Origin of the sequence: Curtobacterium sp. MCBD17_021, from assembly GCF_003234525.1 — a bacterium.
GTDB lineage: Bacteria > Actinomycetota > Actinomycetes > Actinomycetales > Microbacteriaceae > Curtobacterium.
This window is the reverse complement of the sequence record NZ_QKTS01000001.1, coordinates 377,585-395,106: the sequence shown is the minus strand read 5'-3', so window position 1 is coordinate 395,106 and position 17,522 is coordinate 377,585. Positions and strand designations below refer to the sequence as shown.

Annotated in this window: 18 protein-coding genes; 13 read left to right on the top strand and 5 right to left on the bottom strand. The window is 71.8% G+C overall.

Translation table 11 applies throughout. The features are described from left to right. Positions 1–331 (bottom strand): hypothetical protein (locus DEI83_RS16105; protein WP_220036743.1); only part of this gene is annotated, 331 nt, incomplete at its 3' end. Positions 332–524: 193 nt separating this feature from the next. On the opposite strand from DEI83_RS16105, the gene DEI83_RS01890 reads away from it, so the two are divergent. Together DEI83_RS01890 and DEI83_RS01885 are read left to right on the top strand one after the other, a co-directional pair. After that, a complete protein-coding gene (locus DEI83_RS01890) occupies positions 525–1,013 on the top strand; it encodes a hypothetical protein (RefSeq protein WP_111080098.1) in 489 nt (162 codons plus the stop codon). 182 nt (positions 1,014–1,195) lie between these two features. Continuing rightward, positions 1,196–3,406, top strand: coding sequence for an NADP-dependent isocitrate dehydrogenase (locus DEI83_RS01885; RefSeq protein WP_111080097.1), 2,211 nt, complete (start codon positions 1,196–1,198; stop codon positions 3,404–3,406). Positions 3,407–3,547: 141 nt separating this feature from the next. Here DEI83_RS01885 and DEI83_RS01880 read toward each other — a convergent pair whose 3' ends face one another. Both DEI83_RS01880 and DEI83_RS01875 read right to left on the bottom strand, forming a co-directional pair. After that, complete coding sequence (locus tag DEI83_RS01880; protein ID WP_111080131.1) at positions 3,548–4,006, bottom strand: DUF3817 domain-containing protein; 459 nt, start codon at positions 4,004–4,006, stop codon at positions 3,548–3,550. 82 nt (positions 4,007–4,088) lie between these two features. Next, a complete protein-coding gene (locus DEI83_RS01875; protein WP_111080096.1) occupies positions 4,089–5,525 on the bottom strand; it encodes a DUF4832 domain-containing protein in 1,437 nt (478 codons plus the stop codon). A 155-nt stretch (positions 5,526–5,680) separates the two neighbouring features. Between DEI83_RS01875 and DEI83_RS01870 the strand changes: the two genes are divergently transcribed. Both DEI83_RS01870 and DEI83_RS01865 read left to right on the top strand, forming a co-directional pair. Then, complete coding sequence (locus tag DEI83_RS01870) at positions 5,681–6,844, top strand: Gfo/Idh/MocA family protein (RefSeq protein ID WP_111080095.1); 1,164 nt, start codon at positions 5,681–5,683, stop codon at positions 6,842–6,844. Beyond that, entirely contained in the window at positions 6,841–7,626 is a 786-nt protein-coding gene (locus DEI83_RS01865) for a ThuA domain-containing protein (RefSeq protein WP_111080094.1), read from the top strand. Before DEI83_RS01870 ends, DEI83_RS01865 begins: the two co-directional genes overlap by 4 nt. 46 nt (positions 7,627–7,672) lie before the next feature. On the opposite strand, the gene DEI83_RS01860 is transcribed toward DEI83_RS01865, so the two are convergent. Beyond that, the gene (locus DEI83_RS01860; RefSeq protein ID WP_146241506.1) at positions 7,673–8,104 is read right to left on the bottom strand and encodes a hypothetical protein; all 432 of its coding nucleotides are present in this window, start codon (positions 8,102–8,104) and stop codon (positions 7,673–7,675) included. Positions 8,105–8,156: 52 nt separating this feature from the next. On the opposite strand from DEI83_RS01860, the gene DEI83_RS01855 reads away from it, so the two are divergent. From DEI83_RS01855 to DEI83_RS01815, 9 genes are all read left to right on the top strand, one after another. Continuing rightward, positions 8,157–9,077: a phosphotransferase gene (locus tag DEI83_RS01855; protein WP_258371008.1), complete on the top strand. Its 921-nt coding sequence runs from the start codon at positions 8,157–8,159 to the stop codon at positions 9,075–9,077. Positions 9,078–9,191: 114 nt separating this feature from the next. Continuing rightward, entirely contained in the window at positions 9,192–9,833 is a 642-nt protein-coding gene (locus tag DEI83_RS01850; protein WP_111080091.1) for a hypothetical protein, read from the top strand. A 206-nt stretch (positions 9,834–10,039) separates the two neighbouring features. Further along, positions 10,040–10,687, top strand: coding sequence for an ABC transporter permease (locus DEI83_RS01845; RefSeq protein WP_111080090.1), 648 nt, complete (start codon positions 10,040–10,042; stop codon positions 10,685–10,687). Further along, on the top strand, positions 10,674–11,999 hold the full coding sequence (locus DEI83_RS01840) for an ABC transporter ATP-binding protein (protein ID WP_111080089.1): 1,326 nt from the start codon (positions 10,674–10,676) through the stop codon (positions 11,997–11,999). The genes DEI83_RS01845 and DEI83_RS01840 overlap by 14 nt, the downstream gene beginning before the upstream one ends. Continuing rightward, a complete protein-coding gene (locus DEI83_RS01835) occupies positions 11,996–12,760 on the top strand; it encodes an ABC transporter permease (protein WP_111080088.1) in 765 nt (254 codons plus the stop codon). The genes DEI83_RS01840 and DEI83_RS01835 overlap by 4 nt, the downstream gene beginning before the upstream one ends. Further along, positions 12,757–13,776: a glycine betaine ABC transporter substrate-binding protein gene (locus DEI83_RS01830; RefSeq protein ID WP_111080087.1), complete on the top strand. Its 1,020-nt coding sequence runs from the start codon at positions 12,757–12,759 to the stop codon at positions 13,774–13,776. The genes DEI83_RS01835 and DEI83_RS01830 overlap by 4 nt, the downstream gene beginning before the upstream one ends. Before the next feature lie 127 nt (positions 13,777–13,903). After that, positions 13,904–14,575, top strand: coding sequence for a hypothetical protein (locus DEI83_RS01825; protein ID WP_111080086.1), 672 nt, complete (start codon positions 13,904–13,906; stop codon positions 14,573–14,575). A 47-nt stretch (positions 14,576–14,622) separates the two neighbouring features. Continuing rightward, positions 14,623–16,068 carry an NAD(P)/FAD-dependent oxidoreductase gene (locus tag DEI83_RS01820; RefSeq protein ID WP_111080085.1) on the top strand — a complete coding sequence of 482 codons (1,446 nt, stop codon included), beginning with the start codon at positions 14,623–14,625 and terminating at the stop codon, positions 16,066–16,068. Position 16,069: 1 nt separating this feature from the next. Further along, positions 16,070–16,513 carry an SRPBCC family protein gene (locus DEI83_RS01815; RefSeq protein WP_111080084.1) on the top strand — a complete coding sequence of 148 codons (444 nt, stop codon included), beginning with the start codon at positions 16,070–16,072 and terminating at the stop codon, positions 16,511–16,513. Positions 16,514–16,629: 116 nt separating this feature from the next. On the opposite strand, the gene DEI83_RS01810 is transcribed toward DEI83_RS01815, so the two are convergent. Continuing rightward, positions 16,630–17,448 carry a shikimate 5-dehydrogenase gene (locus DEI83_RS01810; RefSeq protein ID WP_111080083.1) on the bottom strand — a complete coding sequence of 273 codons (819 nt, stop codon included), beginning with the start codon at positions 17,446–17,448 and terminating at the stop codon, positions 16,630–16,632. Between the last annotated feature and the right edge of the window lie 74 nt (positions 17,449–17,522).

The following is a 17,522-nucleotide window of genomic DNA, read 5'->3' as shown; positions in this document are numbered from 1 at the left end:
CGTCAGATGTGTATAAGAGACAGGCCGTGCGGGGTGCCGCCACCGCCCGACCGTGCGGCGCGAGGGCGACCTGGCGGCGCGGGACCCGGCGGATGCGGGTGTCCGGGTGCCGCTCCGGCACCCGGTGAGCGGCGACGCGCGACGCTCCGGCACGGTCGTCCACGCTGCGGACGGGCTCAGCGCCGCGGTCCACCGGGGTCGTGGTGGCCGCTGCACGCCCGGGACCCTTCGTCCGCCCAGCCTGTCCGGCCCGCTCGGCTGCGAGGGCAGCGCGACGGGTCAGGTGCACGACGGGCGTGCTGCTGGGGTGGTCTGCGTCAGGGGGAATCATGGCCGCAGACCATTCTGCACGAAGCTGTCCGCTTGTACAGCCCCAGTTCGTCGGGCCTCCGCCGTCGCCTCCGGTCGACTCCCGCGGGGGAGCGACCCGGCCCCGCTGGGAGTCGACCGGGCCGGAACGGGTGATCCGGCCCTCCCGGCCGGTGCGTCAGTAGGGTCAGGGGAAGCGACGGAGAGGACCCCTCATGGCCCGATCGCCGCGGGAGCGGCACGAACCCATCGACCTGCGGTCGGCGGAGGTCGTGCTCGCCGGTACCCAGGACCTGCTCCCCGTCCTCCGGTCGGCTGCGGTCCGGGCCGGTGTGGACGCTGCACGGATGCGCGTCGTCGGGGTCGAGGACGTGCCGGACCTGGACGGTCCCGGAGCGGCCGAACTCGCGGTCATCGCGATCCGTCGTCGAGGCGACGACCCGGCGTTCCACCGCGCGCAGGAGGCGGCCGAGCTCATCGATCCGTTGCTCCGACCCGGTGCCGTGCGCATCGTCATCACGGTGTCCGGTGTGACCCGCCTGGCGCCGAAGCTCGAACGGGCGCTCACGGCCGAGATGCTGCACCAGCTCGGTGCCGCCACCGCCGTCTCCGGGTTCCGTCGGCCGTTCCGTGACCTCCGGACCCGGCTCGGGACCGCCGGGCTCCGTACCGCGGGGCTGCGGGTGTTCCGGCTGACGGTCTGACGGGCTGACCTTCCTGGCTCCGCTCGGCCTGGAGGCGCGGGGCGTCTCGCCGGGGACCTCCTGTCCACAGGTGCCCGGTTCTCGGCCTCCGTCCACCGGGCGGGTATCTTGATGTCGAGACATCTCACGCCGCGAGTAGCGTGGGGGGCACGGACCGCGCGAACAAGGGAGTACCCGCCAGCATGGCCAAGATCATCTACACGCTCACCGACGAGGCCCCGTTCCTCGCGACCCACTCCTTCCTGCCCGTCATCGCGTCCTTCGCGAAGACCGCGGGGGTCGAGGTCGAGACCCGCGACATCTCGCTCTCGGGCCGGATCATCGCCCAGTTCCCGGAGCGGCTCACCGACGAGCAGCGCCTGGACGACGCCCTGGCCGAGCTCGGCGAACTCGCCGGCACGCCAGAGGCCAACATCATCAAGCTGCCGAACATCTCGGCGTCGATCCCGCAGCTCAAGGTCGCCATCGCGGAGCTCCAGGCGCAGGGCTACGACCTGCCGGACTACCCGGACGAGCCGACCTCCGACGACGAGCGCGACGTCCGTGCCCGCTACGACCGCGTCAAGGGCAGCGCCGTCAACCCGGTGCTGCGCGAAGGCAACTCGGACCGCCGTGCGCCGCTCTCGGTGAAGAACTACGCCCGCAAGCACCCGCACCGCATGGGCCGGTGGAGCTCGGACTCGAAGACGAACGTGGTCACCATGGGCGTCGACGACTTCCGGTCGAACGAGAAGACCTGGGTCGCTCCGGCCGAGGACACCCTGACGATCACGTTCGTCGGGCAGGACGGCACCGAGCAGACGCTCGGGCAGCCCATCCCGGTGCTCGCCGGAGAGGTCGTCGACGGAACCGTGCTGCACGTCGCCGCGCTCGAGGAGTTCCTGCGCAAGCAGATCCAGCGCGCCGCGGACGAGGACGTCCTGTTCTCGGTCCACCTCAAGGCCACGATGATGAAGGTCTCCGACCCGATCATCTTCGGGCACGTCATCCGGGCGTTCTTCCCCGACGTCTTCGCGCGCTACGGCGACGACCTGGCCGCGGCCGGGCTCACCCCGAACGACGGACTCGGTTCGATCCTGGCCGGGCTCGACGCGCTGCCGAACGGGGCCGACATCAAGAAGGCGTTCCAGGACGGCATCGACGCCGGGCCGGACCTGGCCATGGTCGACTCCGACAAGGGGATCACGAACCTGCACGTCCCGAGCGACGTCATCGTCGACGCCTCGATGCCCGCGATGATCCGCACCTCCGGCCACATGTGGGGTCCGGACGGCGAGGAGCACGACACCGTCGCGGTCATCCCGGACTCGAGCTACGCCGGCATCTACCAGGCCGTCATCGAGGACTGCCGGGCCAACGGCGCCTTCGACCCGGCCACGATGGGGTCGGTGCCGAACGTCGGCCTGATGGCGCTCAAGGCGGAGGAGTACGGCTCCCACGACAAGACCTTCGAGCTCCCCGGTGCCGGCGTGGTCCGCGTGACGAACGCCACCGGTGCGACCGTGCTCGAGCACGACGTCGAGCCGGGCGACATCTGGCGTGCCTGCCAGACGAAGGACGTCGCGATCCGCGACTGGGTGAAGCTCGCCGTCAGCCGTGCCCGCGCCACGGGCTCGCCCGCGGTGTTCTGGCTCGACGAGACCCGAGCCCACGACGCGGCCCTGATCGGCCTCGTCCGCACCTACCTGCAGGAGCACGACACCGACGGCCTGCAGATCGAGATCCTGTCGCCGGAGGACGCCATGCGCTTCTCGCTCGAGCGCATCCGTCGGGGCGAGGACACGATCTCCGTCACCGGTAACGTGCTCCGCGACTACCTGACCGACCTGTTCCCGATCATGGAACTCGGCACCTCGGCCAAGATGCTCTCGGTCGTCCCGCTGCTCGGCGGCGGTGGACTGTTCGAGACCGGTGCCGGTGGTTCCGCACCCAAGCACGTGCAGCAGCTCGTGCAGCAGAACTACCTGCGCTGGGACAGCCTCGGGGAGTTCCTGGCGCTCGCCGTCAGCCTCGAGCACCTGGCCGGCGTGACCGGGAACGCCCGGGCGAAGGTCCTCGCGGACACGCTCGACCGCGCCACGGGCACCTTCCTCGACGAGGACAAGTCGCCCGGACGCAAGCTCGGCTCGATCGACAACCGCGGCAGCCACTTCTACCTGGCGAAGTACTGGGCCGAAGAGCTCGCCGCGCAGACCGAGGACACCGAACTCGCCACGGCCTTCCAGGGCCTCGCGACGACGCTCGGTGAGCAGGAGCGCACCATCGTCGACGAACTCAACGGCGTGCAGGGCCACCCGGCGGACATCGGCGGGTACTACCGGCCCGACGACGCCAAGACGAGTGCGGTCATGCGTCCCTCGTCGACGCTGAACGCGGCGCTCGCCAGCCTGTAGGCGCACGACCCCACCGCAGACCGCAAGGCCCGGTGCCAGCTGGCACCGGGCCTTGCGTCCGTGCGGGCCGCTCCGCGCGAGCCGCCCGACCAACGGCCGTCAGCGCGACGGGACCGGCCGTCAGCGCGACGGGACCGGCCGTCAGCGCGACGGGACCGGCGGACCGAGCACGAGCAGCACGCCGAACACGGCCGCGACGAGCACGACGCCGACGACGGCGGCGAGCACGGGGCGACGCACCACGACGAAGAGCAGGCGGTCGAGCGGACCAGGGCGATCCCCGGCTGCCGGACCACGGCGCCACGGGCCGTCGAGCTTCCCGCGGCGGGCGACGCCGACCTCGAACGGCAGCGTCGTGTACGGCACGACCGAGCTGAGCCAACCGAGTGCCGTGGCCCCGAAGGACCAGCGCTGGTTCACCGCGACGACCGTCGTGACGACCAGGTAGGCGAGGAACACGAAGCCGTGCACCCCGCCTCCGATGCGGACCGGCCAGTCACCGGCGCCCAGGCCGTACTTCAGCAGCATGCCCACCAGGAGCATCGTCCAGGTCACGAGTTCGGCGATCGCGAGGCCGCGGAACAGGGATCGAGGCGTCATGTCGACCATCGTGGCGGACCGGCGCTGGGGGACCGCATGACGCCCCGGGCCGTGACGGGGCCCGGGGCGTGGTGCGGTCGCGTCAGCGTCGGACGGAGACGACCTGGTCGAGGTCGTTCACGCCGGTGCGGGCATCCCACGTCCCGACGTTCGCGGTCTGGATCGCGAAGTCCGGGTCGGCAGCGATCGACCGCTCCGGGGCCGGCAGCGCGAGTGCGACGTGCCACCTGCCGGACGGCACCCGAGCGAGCGAAGCGGTGACCGTCGCGGTCGTCCCGGGCTGCCACGACGACGCGTCCGCACGGACGGGGACGGTGACGCGCCGGTGCCCGTTCGTCAGCACGAGCTGCACCGGCCGGGGGTTGTACGGCGCCGCCCAACCGTCGTTGCGGACGGACACCGACACCGATGCGTGCTTGCCCGAGGTCACGGTGCTCGACGTCATGGTGAACCGGTAGCCGAGCTTCTTCGCGGCGTCCGTCATGCCGGCGTCCCCCCACGACGCCAGGACGTCCTTGTTGTAGTCGAGGTTGAGGTAGCTGTAGTGGTACTTCGCCATCTCGGCCGAGGCGGACGGGTACTCGGACCGCGGTGTGTTCACGGCGCAGGTCTCACCGCCGACCGGCACGTACCGCGACTCGGCGGCCAGGTAGTCCTGGTCGAGTGACAGCGGGTCGCTGAGGAACGTGCCGAAGTCGTCGGGCGAGGCGAGGAAGCAGTCGTTGTGGTGGCCGATCCGGGACGCCGCAGATCCGTCGTGCGCCTGCTGCGGCGTGAGCGCCCCGGCGGTGCCCGAGGTGGTGCGGAGCGCGTCCTGCTTCATCTGCATGGTGCGTACCTGGATGGAGCGGCTGCTCGGCAGGGCGGCGAGTTCCGCCTGGACCACCTGGCGTCGGGCCTCCTTGTCCGCCTCGGTCAGCACGCCCGGGTTGGCCGGGTCGCTGGCGAAGTGGTCGGTGTAGTAGCCCTCACCCCAGAGGCCGATGAAGCCCTCCTGCAGGGTCGGGATCACGTCGGCGTTCCGGCGCAGGGTCGGCGTGAGCTGCTCGATGTGGGCGAGCACGGTCGGCAGGTCGGCGTCGCCGTACGGTGCCGTGTACGGCCAGGCGCCGCCCTGGACGTAGGCGAAGCGGGTGATCACGCCGACACCGGCCGCCCGCGCGGTGTCGTAGTCCCGCTGCACGAGCCGGAGCCACGCCGGGCTGAGGCGTCGCTGGTCGACGAACGCCTCCATGTAGAACACCCGGACGATCTGGGTGACGCCCTCGGCGCGGTACCCCCGGAGCGTCGCGGCGTCGAGCGGGGTGTACCCGGTCCCGTCGGCGCGGAAGTGCGTCTCGGTGGTGTGGTCGAAGCCGCGTGACGGGTTCGGGATGACCGCGTCGCTCGCCGTGTACGACACCGTCGTCCTGGTCGGCGGTGCGTGGTGACCACCGGGCGACGAGGCCCAGGCCCCGGTCGGTACGGCGAGTGCGATCACGGCCGCGAGGGCGGCGGTGGTGATGGTGCGGTGCTGCATCGGACGAGCCCCTGATCCCTCGGCGCGGACGCTCGTCGACACCCCCTGGTGCCGCCGTCCTGCGCGGATGTGATCTGAAGGTAGGTCAAACGGTCAGGAAAGACCAGAGCGATGTGGTCGTATCGATTCGATCGGAATCTGGGTAGCGTTGACGCATGTCGCAGACGACCGATGCATCGAAGACGCTGCGCGTGGGGGTGGTCGGCCTCGGTTTCGCCGGGACCACCCATCTCGACGCCTTCACCGCACTCCCCGGCGTGGAGGTGATCGCCCTCGCCGGACAGGAACCCGAACGGCTCCGCGAACTCGCGACCAGCCGTGGTGTCCCGAACGCGTACGCCGACTGGCAGGACCTCGTGGCCCGGGACGACCTGGACATCGTGTCGATCGGCGTGCCGAACAGCCTGCACCACCCGATCGCCATCGCCGCACTCGAGTCCGGCAAGCACGTGTTCTGCGAGAAGCCCCTCGCCACCACCGGCGAGCAGGCGCAGGAGATGGTCGACGCGGCCGTCCGCAACGACCGTGTGCTCGAGGTCGCGTACAACCACCGCCGCCGTGCCGACGTGCAGTTCCTCGCGACGCACCTGCGCGGCGGGCAGACGGCGGGTGACGCCGTCGACACCACCGACGACGGTGCCCTGGCCGCGCCCGGCACCGGCCCGATCGGGAACGTCTACCACGCCCGCGCGAGCTGGATGCGACGAGCCGGCATCCCCGGCATCCGCAGCTGGTTCGTCAACAAGGAGACCGCCGGCGGCGGTCCGCTCATCGACCTCGGCTCGCACGTGCTCGACATCGCCCTGCACCTCATGGGCGAGCCGCGCGTGGTGACGGCGAGCGCCGTCACGTACAACGAGCTCGGTCGCGCCGGGCGCGGCGGCAGCGACCGCGACCCGGTGTCCGCCGCCACCGGTCGTCCGTTCGACGTCGAGGACTTCGCGAGCGCCCTGCTCCGCTTCGAGGACGGCGCGAGCCTGCTCCTCCAGGCGTCGTGGGCCAGCTACTCGAAGGACGTCGAGGACATCGAGGTCGAGCTGCTCGGCTCGACCGGTGGCGCGCGCCTGTTCGTCCGCGACTACGCCACCGAGGGCACCGTCACCCTGTACTCCGACGAGCAGGGCGTCCCGACGGTCACCCGCCCGGGTGTCCAGGTCCCCGCGGGCCACCACCAGCGCGTGATCGAGGAGTTCCTCGCGACCATCCGCTCCGGGCTGCACGACGGGCACCACGGCGAGTTCGCGCTGCACCGGAGCCGCGTGGTCGACGCCATCTACGCGTCGGCGCAGGCCGGACACGAGGTCGAGGTGGTCCGGTGAACATCGTCGTCTGGAACGAGAACGTCCACGAGACCCGCGGCGACGAGACCGTCCGCGAGCACTACCCCGACGGCATCCACACGGTCGTCGCCGCCGGACTGGAGGCCCGACTCGCCCCCGGCGCGGACGGTGCCGACGGCACGCACCCGGCCCACGGCCAGCACGCGTCGACCCACACCGTCACGACCGCCACGCTGCAGGAGCCCGACCACGGCCTGACCGAGGAGCGCCTGGCCGACACCGACGTCCTGTTCTGGTGGGGGCACATCGCCCACGACCAGGTCGCGGACGAGGTCGTCGACCGGGTGGTCCGACACGTGCACGCCGGAATGGGCCTCGTGGTGCTGCACTCCGGCCACTACTCGAAGCCGTTCACGCGCCTGATGGGCACGACGTGCTCGCTGAAGTGGCGCAACGACGGGGAGCGCGAACTGGTCTGGACCATCGCACCCGAGCACCCGATCGCCGCCGGGGTCCCGCACCCGATCGTGATCGACCGCCAGGAGATGTACGGCGAGTACTTCGACATCCCGCGCCCGGACGAAGAGGTCTTCCTCTCGACGTTCGCCGGTGGCGAGGTGTTCCGCTCGGGCGTCGCCTACCGCCGCGGGCTCGGGAAGGTGTTCTACTTCTCGCCGGGCGACCAGGAGTACCCGGTGTACCACCACCCCGACATCCAGCGGGTCCTCGCGAACGCGGCGCAGTGGGCGGCCCCCACCGGCCCGCGCCGACAGCTGACCGCCGACCCCCACCCGAGGGACTGGTTCCTGCCCGAGGGCTGACCTCGACGAGCACGCACCGCGACGTGACCGGAGCACACCGGGGGCCTCAGCGCGCTGGGGCCCCCGGCTTGTCCGTGAAGGCCGCCACGAGCAGTGTGGCGAGCAGCCCGAACCCGGTCAGGACGACGCCGAGCGCCGCGAGCTGCCAGTAGGCGCTGCCGACGTGCTGTGGCTGGGTGAGGACCTCAGGCCACCACGGCTCGAGGAACGGCACGGAGCCCGGGAACGGGTCGAGTCCGAACATCGCCAGGCCGCCCAGGAGCATGAGGACCCCGAGCGCCGCCATCGTGCCCCGTCGGCGTCCGAGGGCGTGGACGACGAGCGCCGCACCCATCCCGACCAGACCGACCACGGCGATCGAGAACGCCACGACGAACACCGGCTGCGGCACGAGCGCGAACCAGTCGAGCACGGCGATCGGCACCAGCAGCCACCGACCGGTCCTGGCCCACCGCCTGGGCTCCTGCCATCCATGCATGTCGGCACGGTACGACACGAACCCGGACGACCGCCCGGCTACGATCGCCGTCGTGCCCACCCCCGGAGCCGAGGTCCACGTCGACGTCCCCCTCGTCCGCGCTCTGTTGGCCGACCAGCACCCGGACCTCGCCGACCGGTCGCTCACGGTCGTCGCGAGCGGCTGGGACAACGTCCTCGTCCGCATCGGCCCCGCGCTCCGCCCGGGTGCCGGTCCCGACGTCGACCTCGCCGTCCGGCTCCCTCGGCGGGCCGCGGCGGCGGCCCTCGCCCTGCACGAGCAGCGCTGGCTGCCCGAGGTCGCCCGCCTCGTCGGAGACCTCGCCCCCGTCCCGGTCCCCGTCCGGACCGGCCGGCCGGCCCTCGGTTTCCCCTGGTCGTGGAGCGTCGTGCCCTGGTTCCCGGGCGAGACGATCGGCAGCAGGACCGGTGGGACGTCGGTGGCCGAGACCCTCGCCGCGTTCCTGGCCGCCCTGCACGTGCCGGCGCCGGCGGACGCCCCGGCCAACCCGGTGCGTGCGGTCCCGCTGCACACCAGGACCGAGGCGGTCGCCACCCGGCTCGCGTCACACCCCGTGCCGCGGGCCGACGAGCTCGCGACCGCGTGGCGGACGGCGGCGGACCTGCCCGGGTACGCCGGGCCTCCCGTCTGGGTGCACGGCGACCTGCACCCGTTCAACCTGCTCGTCGAGACGGGGCCGACCGGCGCCCGGCTGTCCGCCGTCGTCGACTTCGGCGACGTGACGGCGGGGGACCCGGCCGTCGACCTCGCGACCGCCTGGCTGACGTTCGACCGGGAGGCCCGGGCCGACTTCCGGGGTCGCCTCACCGCGCAGGACGGCAGCCTCGACCCGCACACCTGGGGGCGGGCGCGCGGCTGGGCCGTCTCGATCGCCTCGGCCCTCGCCGTGAGTGACGAGCCGTCCGCCCGTGCGGTGGCGCGCCGGGCGATCGACGCGGTCCTCGACGACTGAGCGAGTGGTCCTCCGCTTCGCGCACGACGGGACGACGGGGGCTACCGCCACCGGGAGCCCGGGGTTACCGTCTCCCCACACCATCCGTGCACGTGAAGATCGGGAGGGGCCCTCATGACCCTCGAGTTCCGCGTCCAGCACGACGTCGCCACCGACGCCGCTCCCTCCCGTCGTCCCGTCCCCGACCGGCGCAGCCGGGTCCGGCGGGCGCTCGACCACCTCGCCGCACGACGCACCGCAGCCCACCTGCGGCGTCTCGAGGCGGACCAGGCCGAACTCGCCGACCTGCAGCGCGTGCTCTCGGACGCACGAGCCGTCGTGGAGCGCGGGTGGATCCAGCACGCCTGGTTCGCCTACCTCGACGACCGCGGACGGACCCGGACCGCCTCGAGCGCCGCCGCCACCGAGGTCACCGGCCGGCCCCTCGTCGGGGCGTGCCTGGTCGGCGCCGTGGTCGACGTTGCCGGTGGTCCACACGCGGTGCACGCACAGCCGGTGCAGCGCTCCCTCGACCTCGTCTGGCACGCGCTCGCCGTGTCCGAAGGGTCCCCGGTGACGTGGTGCCCCGCTCCCGACGTCCGGATGGCCCGCGTGCGGGACCTGACCCGGTGGAACGACAGCGGTGGACGGACCGCGGAGCAGGTCGCCGGGTTGCTGCTCACGGCCGAGCGGGTCGCGGTGCAGGAGTCGGACCGGGTCGTCGAGCGGATGCGTGCCGTGCGCGAGAAGGTCACGGGGCGCGGATCGGGCCTGTAGCCGACGATCCCTCCTGATCGTTACCGTTCTCCCAGGGTGCCCGGTACAGCTCTGCTCTCATCAGGGGTTCTCATCGCACGTTCGATGGGTGTTCACCCGGGAACGGTTGCCCCGCAGTCGGCCGGACGTCGGGGACCTGCGTAGCTTGGGGCCGTTCGTGCCCCGTTCCGTGGGTCGAACTGCCGACCGGAGGGAGCGGAGAACCGGTGTTCCAGTACATCGCCGAGCGATGGGACCAGATCTGGTTCTCGTCCTGGCAGCACTTCTCACTGGTGGTCCAGTGCGTCGTGCTCGCGACCGTCATCGCCGTGGTCCTCGCGGCGCTCGTCTACCGGATCCCCGGTCTGCGGTCCGCCGCGAACGAGGTGTCCACGATCGGGCTCACCCTGCCCTCGTTCGCCGTGATCGGCCTGTTGCTCGTGCCGCTCGGGTTCGGCGTCGTGCCGTCCGTCGTCACCGTGACGTTCTTCGCCGCGCTGCCGATCCTCCGCAACGCGGTCGTCGGGCTGAACGAGATCCCGCCCGCCGTCGTCGAGTCGGCCCGGGGCATCGGGATGAGCCGCTTCCGCACCCTCGTGCAGGTCGAACTGCCGATGGCGTGGCCGATCATCCTCACCGGCGTGCGGGTCTCCGCGCAGATGGTGATGGGCGTCGCCGCCGTGGCGGCGTACGCACTCGGCCCCGGGCTCGGCAGCTTCATCTTCTCCGGGCTCTCCCGCCTCGGCGGTGCGAACTCCCTCAACTCCGTGGTCGTCGGCACCGTGGGCGTCGTGCTGCTCGCCCTGGTCCTCGACCTCCTGCTCCTCGGCCTCGGCCGCCTGACCACCTCGAGAGGTATCCGTGTCCAGCACTGACTCCCCGACCACCGCGCCCGACACCGACGTCACCGGCCGGAGCATCCTGCTCGACCAGGTGACGAAGCGGTACCCGGGCCAGGCGAAGCCCGCGGTCGACGGCATCACGCTCGAGATCCCGGCCGGCAAGATCGTCATGCTCGTCGGCCCCTCGGGCTGCGGCAAGACCACCACGCTGAAGATGATCAACCGGCTTATCGAACCGACCGAGGGACGCATCGTCGTCGGTGACGACGACGTCACGAAGATCGACGGCGACGAGCTGCGCCGCCGGATGGGCTACGTCATCCAGGCCGGTGGCCTCTTCCCGCACATGACCGTCGCGGCGAACATCGCGGTCGTGCCGAAGATGCTCGGCTGGTCGAAGGAGAAGATCGCCGCCCGCGTCGACGAACTGCTCGACCTGGTGTCGCTCGACCCCGACACCTACCGCGACCGTTACCCCCGTGAGCTCTCCGGTGGTCAGCAGCAGCGCGTCGGTGTCGCCCGTGCCCTGGCCGCCGACCCGCCCGTCCTGCTCATGGACGAGCCCTTCGGTGCCGTCGACCCGATCACGCGACAGCGCCTGCAGGACGAGCTCATCCGGATCCAGGCGGAGCTGCACAAGACGATCGTCATCGTCACGCACGACTTCGACGAGGCCGTGAAGCTCGGCGACTGGATCGTCGTGTTCTCCGAGGGCGCGCACATCGTGCAGTACGACTCCCCGGAGCGGATCCTCGCCGAGCCCGCGAACGAGTTCGTCGAGAACTTCATCGGGTCGGGCGCCGGGCTCAAGCAGCTCACGCTCACCCGTGTCCGCGAGGTCGGGTTGGCCGACGCGGTCACCTGCTCGCCGGGCGAGCAGACCGAGGCCGTCCTGCAGCGCATGCGCGAGGCCGGCGGCCACGGGCACGCCGTCGTCGTCGACCGGCGTCAGCGGCCGATCGGGTGGCCGTCGCGCCGCCAGCTCGAGCGCCTGGACCGGATCCCGGAGGGCATCGAGGCGGGTCTGCCCGTCGTCTCCGAGGCATCGACCCTCAACGACGCGCTCGACACCATGCTCGTCTCGAGCGCCGGCGCCGCGCTCGTCACCGGTCGCCGGGACGCCTTCCGGGGCGTCATCACGGTCGAGACGGTGATGGACGCGATCACCCGCACCCGTGCCGCGGCTGCCGAGGACCAGGCGTACACCCCGGTCGGGACGAACACGAACCCCCTCCAGGCGATGCCGAGCAGCCCGGCCGTCGACCTCGGGGACGAGCCCGCCGGGTCCGCCGGCGACTCGTTCGACACCGACGCGGTGCCCGCCGACGGCCGGGACGACCGGTGAGCGACGTCGTCACCGCCTCCCCGGCGACCGGGAAGCGGACCAGCTGGCGCGGGCTGGTGATCCAGCCGGTCGTGATCCTCGTCGTCCTCGCCGCGTTCGCGGTGTGGCTCGCCACCGCGGACCTCACCCCGACCGAGCGGACCACGCTCAACCCGTCCGGGCTGCTCGACCTGGCCTGGCAGCACGTCCTGCTCACCGTCGTGTCGACGATCATCGTGCTCGTCGTCGCCATCCCGCTCGGCATCGCCCTCACGCGCGGCCCGCTGCGGAAGGCGAGCGGCACGATCCTGGCGGTCGCGAACTTCGGCCAGGCGGCCCCCGCGGTCGGCCTCGTCGTGCTCCTGGCCTTCTGGCTCGGGTTCACGTTCTGGGCCGCGGTCGTCGCGCTCGTGCTCTACGCGATCCTGCCCGTCCTGCGGAACACGATCATCGGCATCGAGAGCGTCGACGCCCGTCTCGTCGAAGCCGGCCGGGGGATGGGCATGAGCGCCGCCGCGGTGCTGCTCAAGGTCGAACTGCCCCTCGCCGTACCCGTCATGCTCGCCGGCATCCGCACCGCGCTCGTGCTCCTGGTCGGTTCCGCCGCCCTCGCCACGTTCATCGGTGCCGGCGGCCTCGGGTTGCTCATCACCACCGGCGTGAACCTCTTCCTGCCGAAGGTGCTCGTCGCCGGCGCGCTCCTCATCGCCCTGCTCGCCCTGTCGATCGACTGGCTCGGCCGCATCGTCGAGACGTACGCCCGACCGAAGGGACTCCGATGACCCGCCGACCCACCACCCGCCGTGCCCGCCGGCTGCTGACCGCTGCCGCCCTGGCCGGCGTCACCACGGGCCTCCTGGCCGGCTGCGGGCTGCAGCCCGCAGCGTCCTTCGTGCCGGCTGCCGCGCCCGGCACGATCGAGCAGATCGACAGCCTGCCCGAGGACGCCCCGCTCACCGTCACGTCGAAGAACTTCACCGAGCAGCTCGTGCTCGGCAAGATCGCCGTGCTGGCCGCCTCGGCCGCGGGCTTCGACGTCACCGACGAGACGAACGTGCCCGGTTCGGTGGCCGTCCGGCAGCTCATGACCTCGCACGACGCCGACATGACGTACGAGTACACGGGAACCGCCTGGCTGACCTTCATGGGGCACAAGGAGGGGATCCCGGACAAGACCGAGCAGTGGCAGGCGGTCAAGGACGAGGACGCCGGCAACGGGCTGACCTGGCTGGCGCCGGCGCCGATGAACAACACGTACGCGTTCGCCGTCCGGAAGGAAGCGGTCGAGGACCTCGGCGGCATCACGAAGCTGTCCCAGATCGCGGAGCTGCCCGCCGACCAGCGGACGTTCTGCGTCGAGTCGGAGTTCAACTCCCGTGCCGACGGCTTCAAGCCGATGCTCGAGAAGTACGGGCTGACGCTGGGTGGGTCCGGCGACGGCGCGATCCCGAAGGACAACGTCGACATCCTCGACACCGGCACGGTCTACACGGCGACCGACCGCGGGACGTGCAACTTCGGCGAGGTCTTCACGACCGACGGCCGCATCAAGTCCCTCGGGCTGAGCGTGCTCGAGGACGACCGCGGGTTCTTCCCGGCGTACAACGTCGCCCCCGTGCTGTCGACCTCGGCGCTCGAGGAGTACCCGCAGCTCGAGGGGGTCTTCGACCAGATCTCGCCGAAGCTCACCGATGCGGTGCTCCAGGAGCTCAACCGCCAGGTGGACGTCGAGGGGCGCGAGCCCGCGGACGTCGCGTTCGAGTGGATGGTGGAGGAGGGCTTCATCACGGAGCCCTGAGGTCGCTGCGCGACCGACGACGGACGGGAGGCCCGTGGCGACACCGCCACGGGCCTCCCGTCCGTCATCACGCGGGTCAGGGCCCGGCTCCGGGCGGACCGTCGTCCGTCGCCGGTATCGTCGTCGCATGGCACTGTTCGGACGACGCAAGCCCGACGTGCGCGACCGACCCGTCAGCCAGGTCGAACTGAAGCGCGCCGTGGACGAGGGCTTCCTCATCGCGAAGGCCGCCGTCACCGTGGCCGTCGCGAACCGCATCATCACGAACGCCCTGCGCGACCAGGGGTACTTCGACCACGCCCTCATCGCCGACGCCACCCGCCAGGAACTCCACCGGATGGCCGAGGAACAGCGCGCCGACGCCGAGCGGATGCGCGAGATCCGGGTCCGGTCGAGCAAGCAGGGCGGGAGGTCGCAGCACCAGCACGACTACCGCCGCGGCGACGACCTCAAGCTCCGGACGCGCGAGGCGACGTACGAGGAACTCGCCCGGCGGCTCGACGCCCGTCGCGACGACCAGTACTTCGTGGACGGCATCGTGCTCGCCGCTCGGGCCCGGGCCTGGGACGACATCGGCACGACCGTCGTCGGACGACTCGGATGGGCGCAGCGGCCGGCCGACGACTACGAGGTCGGGCGGGAGGAGCGCGTGCAGCAGCTCCTGGACGAGGACTTCGCGGCACTCGTCGCCGAGCACCCCGTCGGCACGGGCCGACCGGTCGGTGACGACGACCCGACGGACGCGGACGGGTCGGACGACGGCACGGACCCGGCCGAGGCGGACACCACCACGAGCTGACCGGGCGCCGGTACCACGTCCAGCCGCCGCTCCGTAGGCTCACCCGCATGGTTGATGCGGTGGTCGTCGGAGCCGGACCGAACGGGCTGGCCGCGGCGGTGACCCTCGCCCGCGCCGGGCTCAGCGTCGAGGTGGTCGAACGGAACGACACCATCGGTGGTGGTGCCCGGACGAAGGAGTTGACCCTCCCGGGCCACCTGCACGACGTCTGCTCGGCCGTGCACCCGATGGCACTGCAGTCCGAGTTCTTCCGCGCCTTCGGCATGGAGCAGCGCATCGAGCTCCGACTGCCCGAGGTCCAGTACGGCCACCCGCTCGACAACGGCCGGGCGGGCATCGCGTACCAGGACCTCGAGCGCACCGCGGACAGCCTCGGCATCGACGGCGGGGCGTACCGGCAGCTCATGGCCCCGCTCGTCCGGAACGCCGACCAGGTGTCCGACTTCGCCACCGACGCCCTGCTGCACGTCCCACGGCACCCGGTGACCGTGGCCCGGTTCGGCCTCCGCGCGCTCGAACAGGGCTCCCGCGCCTGGAACCTGCGCTTCCGCGACGAGGTCGCCCCGGCGATGATCAGCGGCGTGGCGGCGCACTCGATCCAGCACATGCCGTCCCTCGCCACCGCGGCCGCAGCGCTCTCGCTCGGCGTGTACGCGCACGCCCGCGGCTGGCCGGTGCCGATCGGCGGGAGCCAGGCGATCGTCGACGCGCTCGCCGCCGACCTCGTCGCGCACGGCGGCACGATCGAGACCGGCCGTGAAGTTCACTCGCTCGGGGACCTGACACCGGCCAAGGCGGTGTTCTTCGACACGAGCGTCCCCACCATGCTCAGCATCGCCGGGAACCAGCTGCCGTCGCCGAAGCGCGGATCACTGCGCCGCTTCCGGTTCGGCAACGCGGCGGCGAAGGTCGACTTCGCGCTGTCCGAGCCGGTGCCGTGGACGAACCCCGAGCTCCGTCGCGCGGGCACCGTGCACATCGGCGGCACCCGCGCCGAGATCGCCGAGGCCGAGGCGCAGGTCGCCCGCGGGCAGGACCCCGACCGGCCGTACGTGCTCGGCTCCGAACCGACGGTCGTCGACCCCAGCCGGGCGCCCGAGGGCGGACACGTCTTCTGGGCGTACGCGCACGTCCCCGCCGGCTCGACGGTCGACCACCAGGAGTCCGTCATCCGCCAGATCGAACGGTTCGCCCCGGGCTTCCGCGACACCATCGTCGCGACGAACAGCCGGACCGCCGTCGACATGGAGCAGTACAACCCGAACTACTCCGGCGGGGACATCGCCGCCGGTGCCGCGAGCTTCTGGCAGCTGGTCAAGCGCCCGGTGCTCTCGAGTGACCCGTGGCGGATGGGCGGCGGCATGTACCTGGCGTCGCAGTCCGCGGCCCCGGGCCCGGGAGTGCACGGCATGGCAGGCTGGCACGCGGCGAAGAGCGCCCTCCGGCACACCTACGGGCTGCCGGTTGACGTCGACCTGGCACCGAGGAGCTGACATGGCGAAGAACGTCCGGATCATCCACTGCACGCCGGAAGAGGTCTTCGACGTCCTGCGCGACGGCTGGCTCTACCCCACCTGGGTGGTCGGAGCCTCCCGGATGCGCGGCGAGGACCCCGGTTGGCCCGCGGTCGGCACGAAGATCCACCACTCGTTCGGCATCTGGCCGTTCGTGATCAACGACACGACGCACGTGCTCGAGTACGACGAGCCCCGCCGCATGGTGATCCAGGCCCGGGGTTGGCCGGTGGGCGAGGCGCGCGTCGAGGTCGAGGTCGAGCCGCACCCCCGAGGCTGCCGCGTCACGATCCGTGAGAACCCGGTCAAGGGTCCCGGCTCGCTCGTCCCCGGCTTCATCGCGCAGCCGGGCATCTGGTTCCGGAACCGCGAGACCGCACGCCGGCTCGGCTGGGTCGCCGCGGGACGCGCGCGCAGCCACTGACGCTGGCGAGCGCTGACACGCCCCCGTGTGCGTGCGACGCCGCGCCCTACGCGAGACGCCGCCGGATCCCGCGGCGTCCGGGCGAGATGGCGGCGTCTGAGCGAGGGGGTGCCGCGCTACTCCTCGCGCGAGAACGCGCTCGCCCGGGCGACCTGGTCCGCGGTGAGCGCGACGCCCGTGTACCGCTCGAACTGACGGGCCGCCTGGAGGGCGATGACCTCGGCACCCGTGATGACGTGCGCCCCGGCCTCGCGACCGGCCCGGACGAGCGGGGTCTCGGCGGGGAACGCGACGACGTCGAACACGGTCTGCGCCGACGCGATGCGGTCGGGTGCGAAGGACAGCGTCGTCTCCTCGTCGCCGCGCATGCCGAGCGGCGTGACGTTGACGAGCAGGTCGGCGTCGCCGGCACGGTCCTCGGCATCGACCCAGGCGTACCCGTACTGGTCGGCGAGGGCGCTGCCGGTCGCCTCGTTCCGGGCGACGACGGTGAGCTGCTCGAACCCGGCACCCCGGAACGCCGCCGTGACCGCCTTCGCCATGCCGCCGGACCCGCGGAGCAGGACCCGGGCGGAGCGGTCGGCCCCGTGCGAGTCAAGCAGGGACGCGACGGCCTCGTAGTCGGTGTTCGAGCCGGTCAGGACCCCGCCGTCGTTGACGATCGTGTTGACCGAGCGGATCGCCCGCGCCGACTCCTCGAGCTCGTCGACGAGGGGGATCACGTCCTCCTTGAACGGCATCGACACCGAGCAGCCGCGGATGCCGAGCGCACGGATGCCGGCGACCGCGCCGGGCAGGTCCGTCGTGGTGAACGCCTTGTAGACGAAGTCGAGTCCGAGTTCGTCGTAGAGGAAGTTGTGGAAGCGGGTGCCGATGTTGCTCGGGCGGGCGGCGAGCGAGATGCACAGCTGCATGTCCTTGTGGAGGATGGGCATGGCGTCAGTGTCCCACGAGGGCGCTGATGGAGCGGTCCATGAAGTGTCGTTCCGGACGGGGAGCGGCCCGCTGG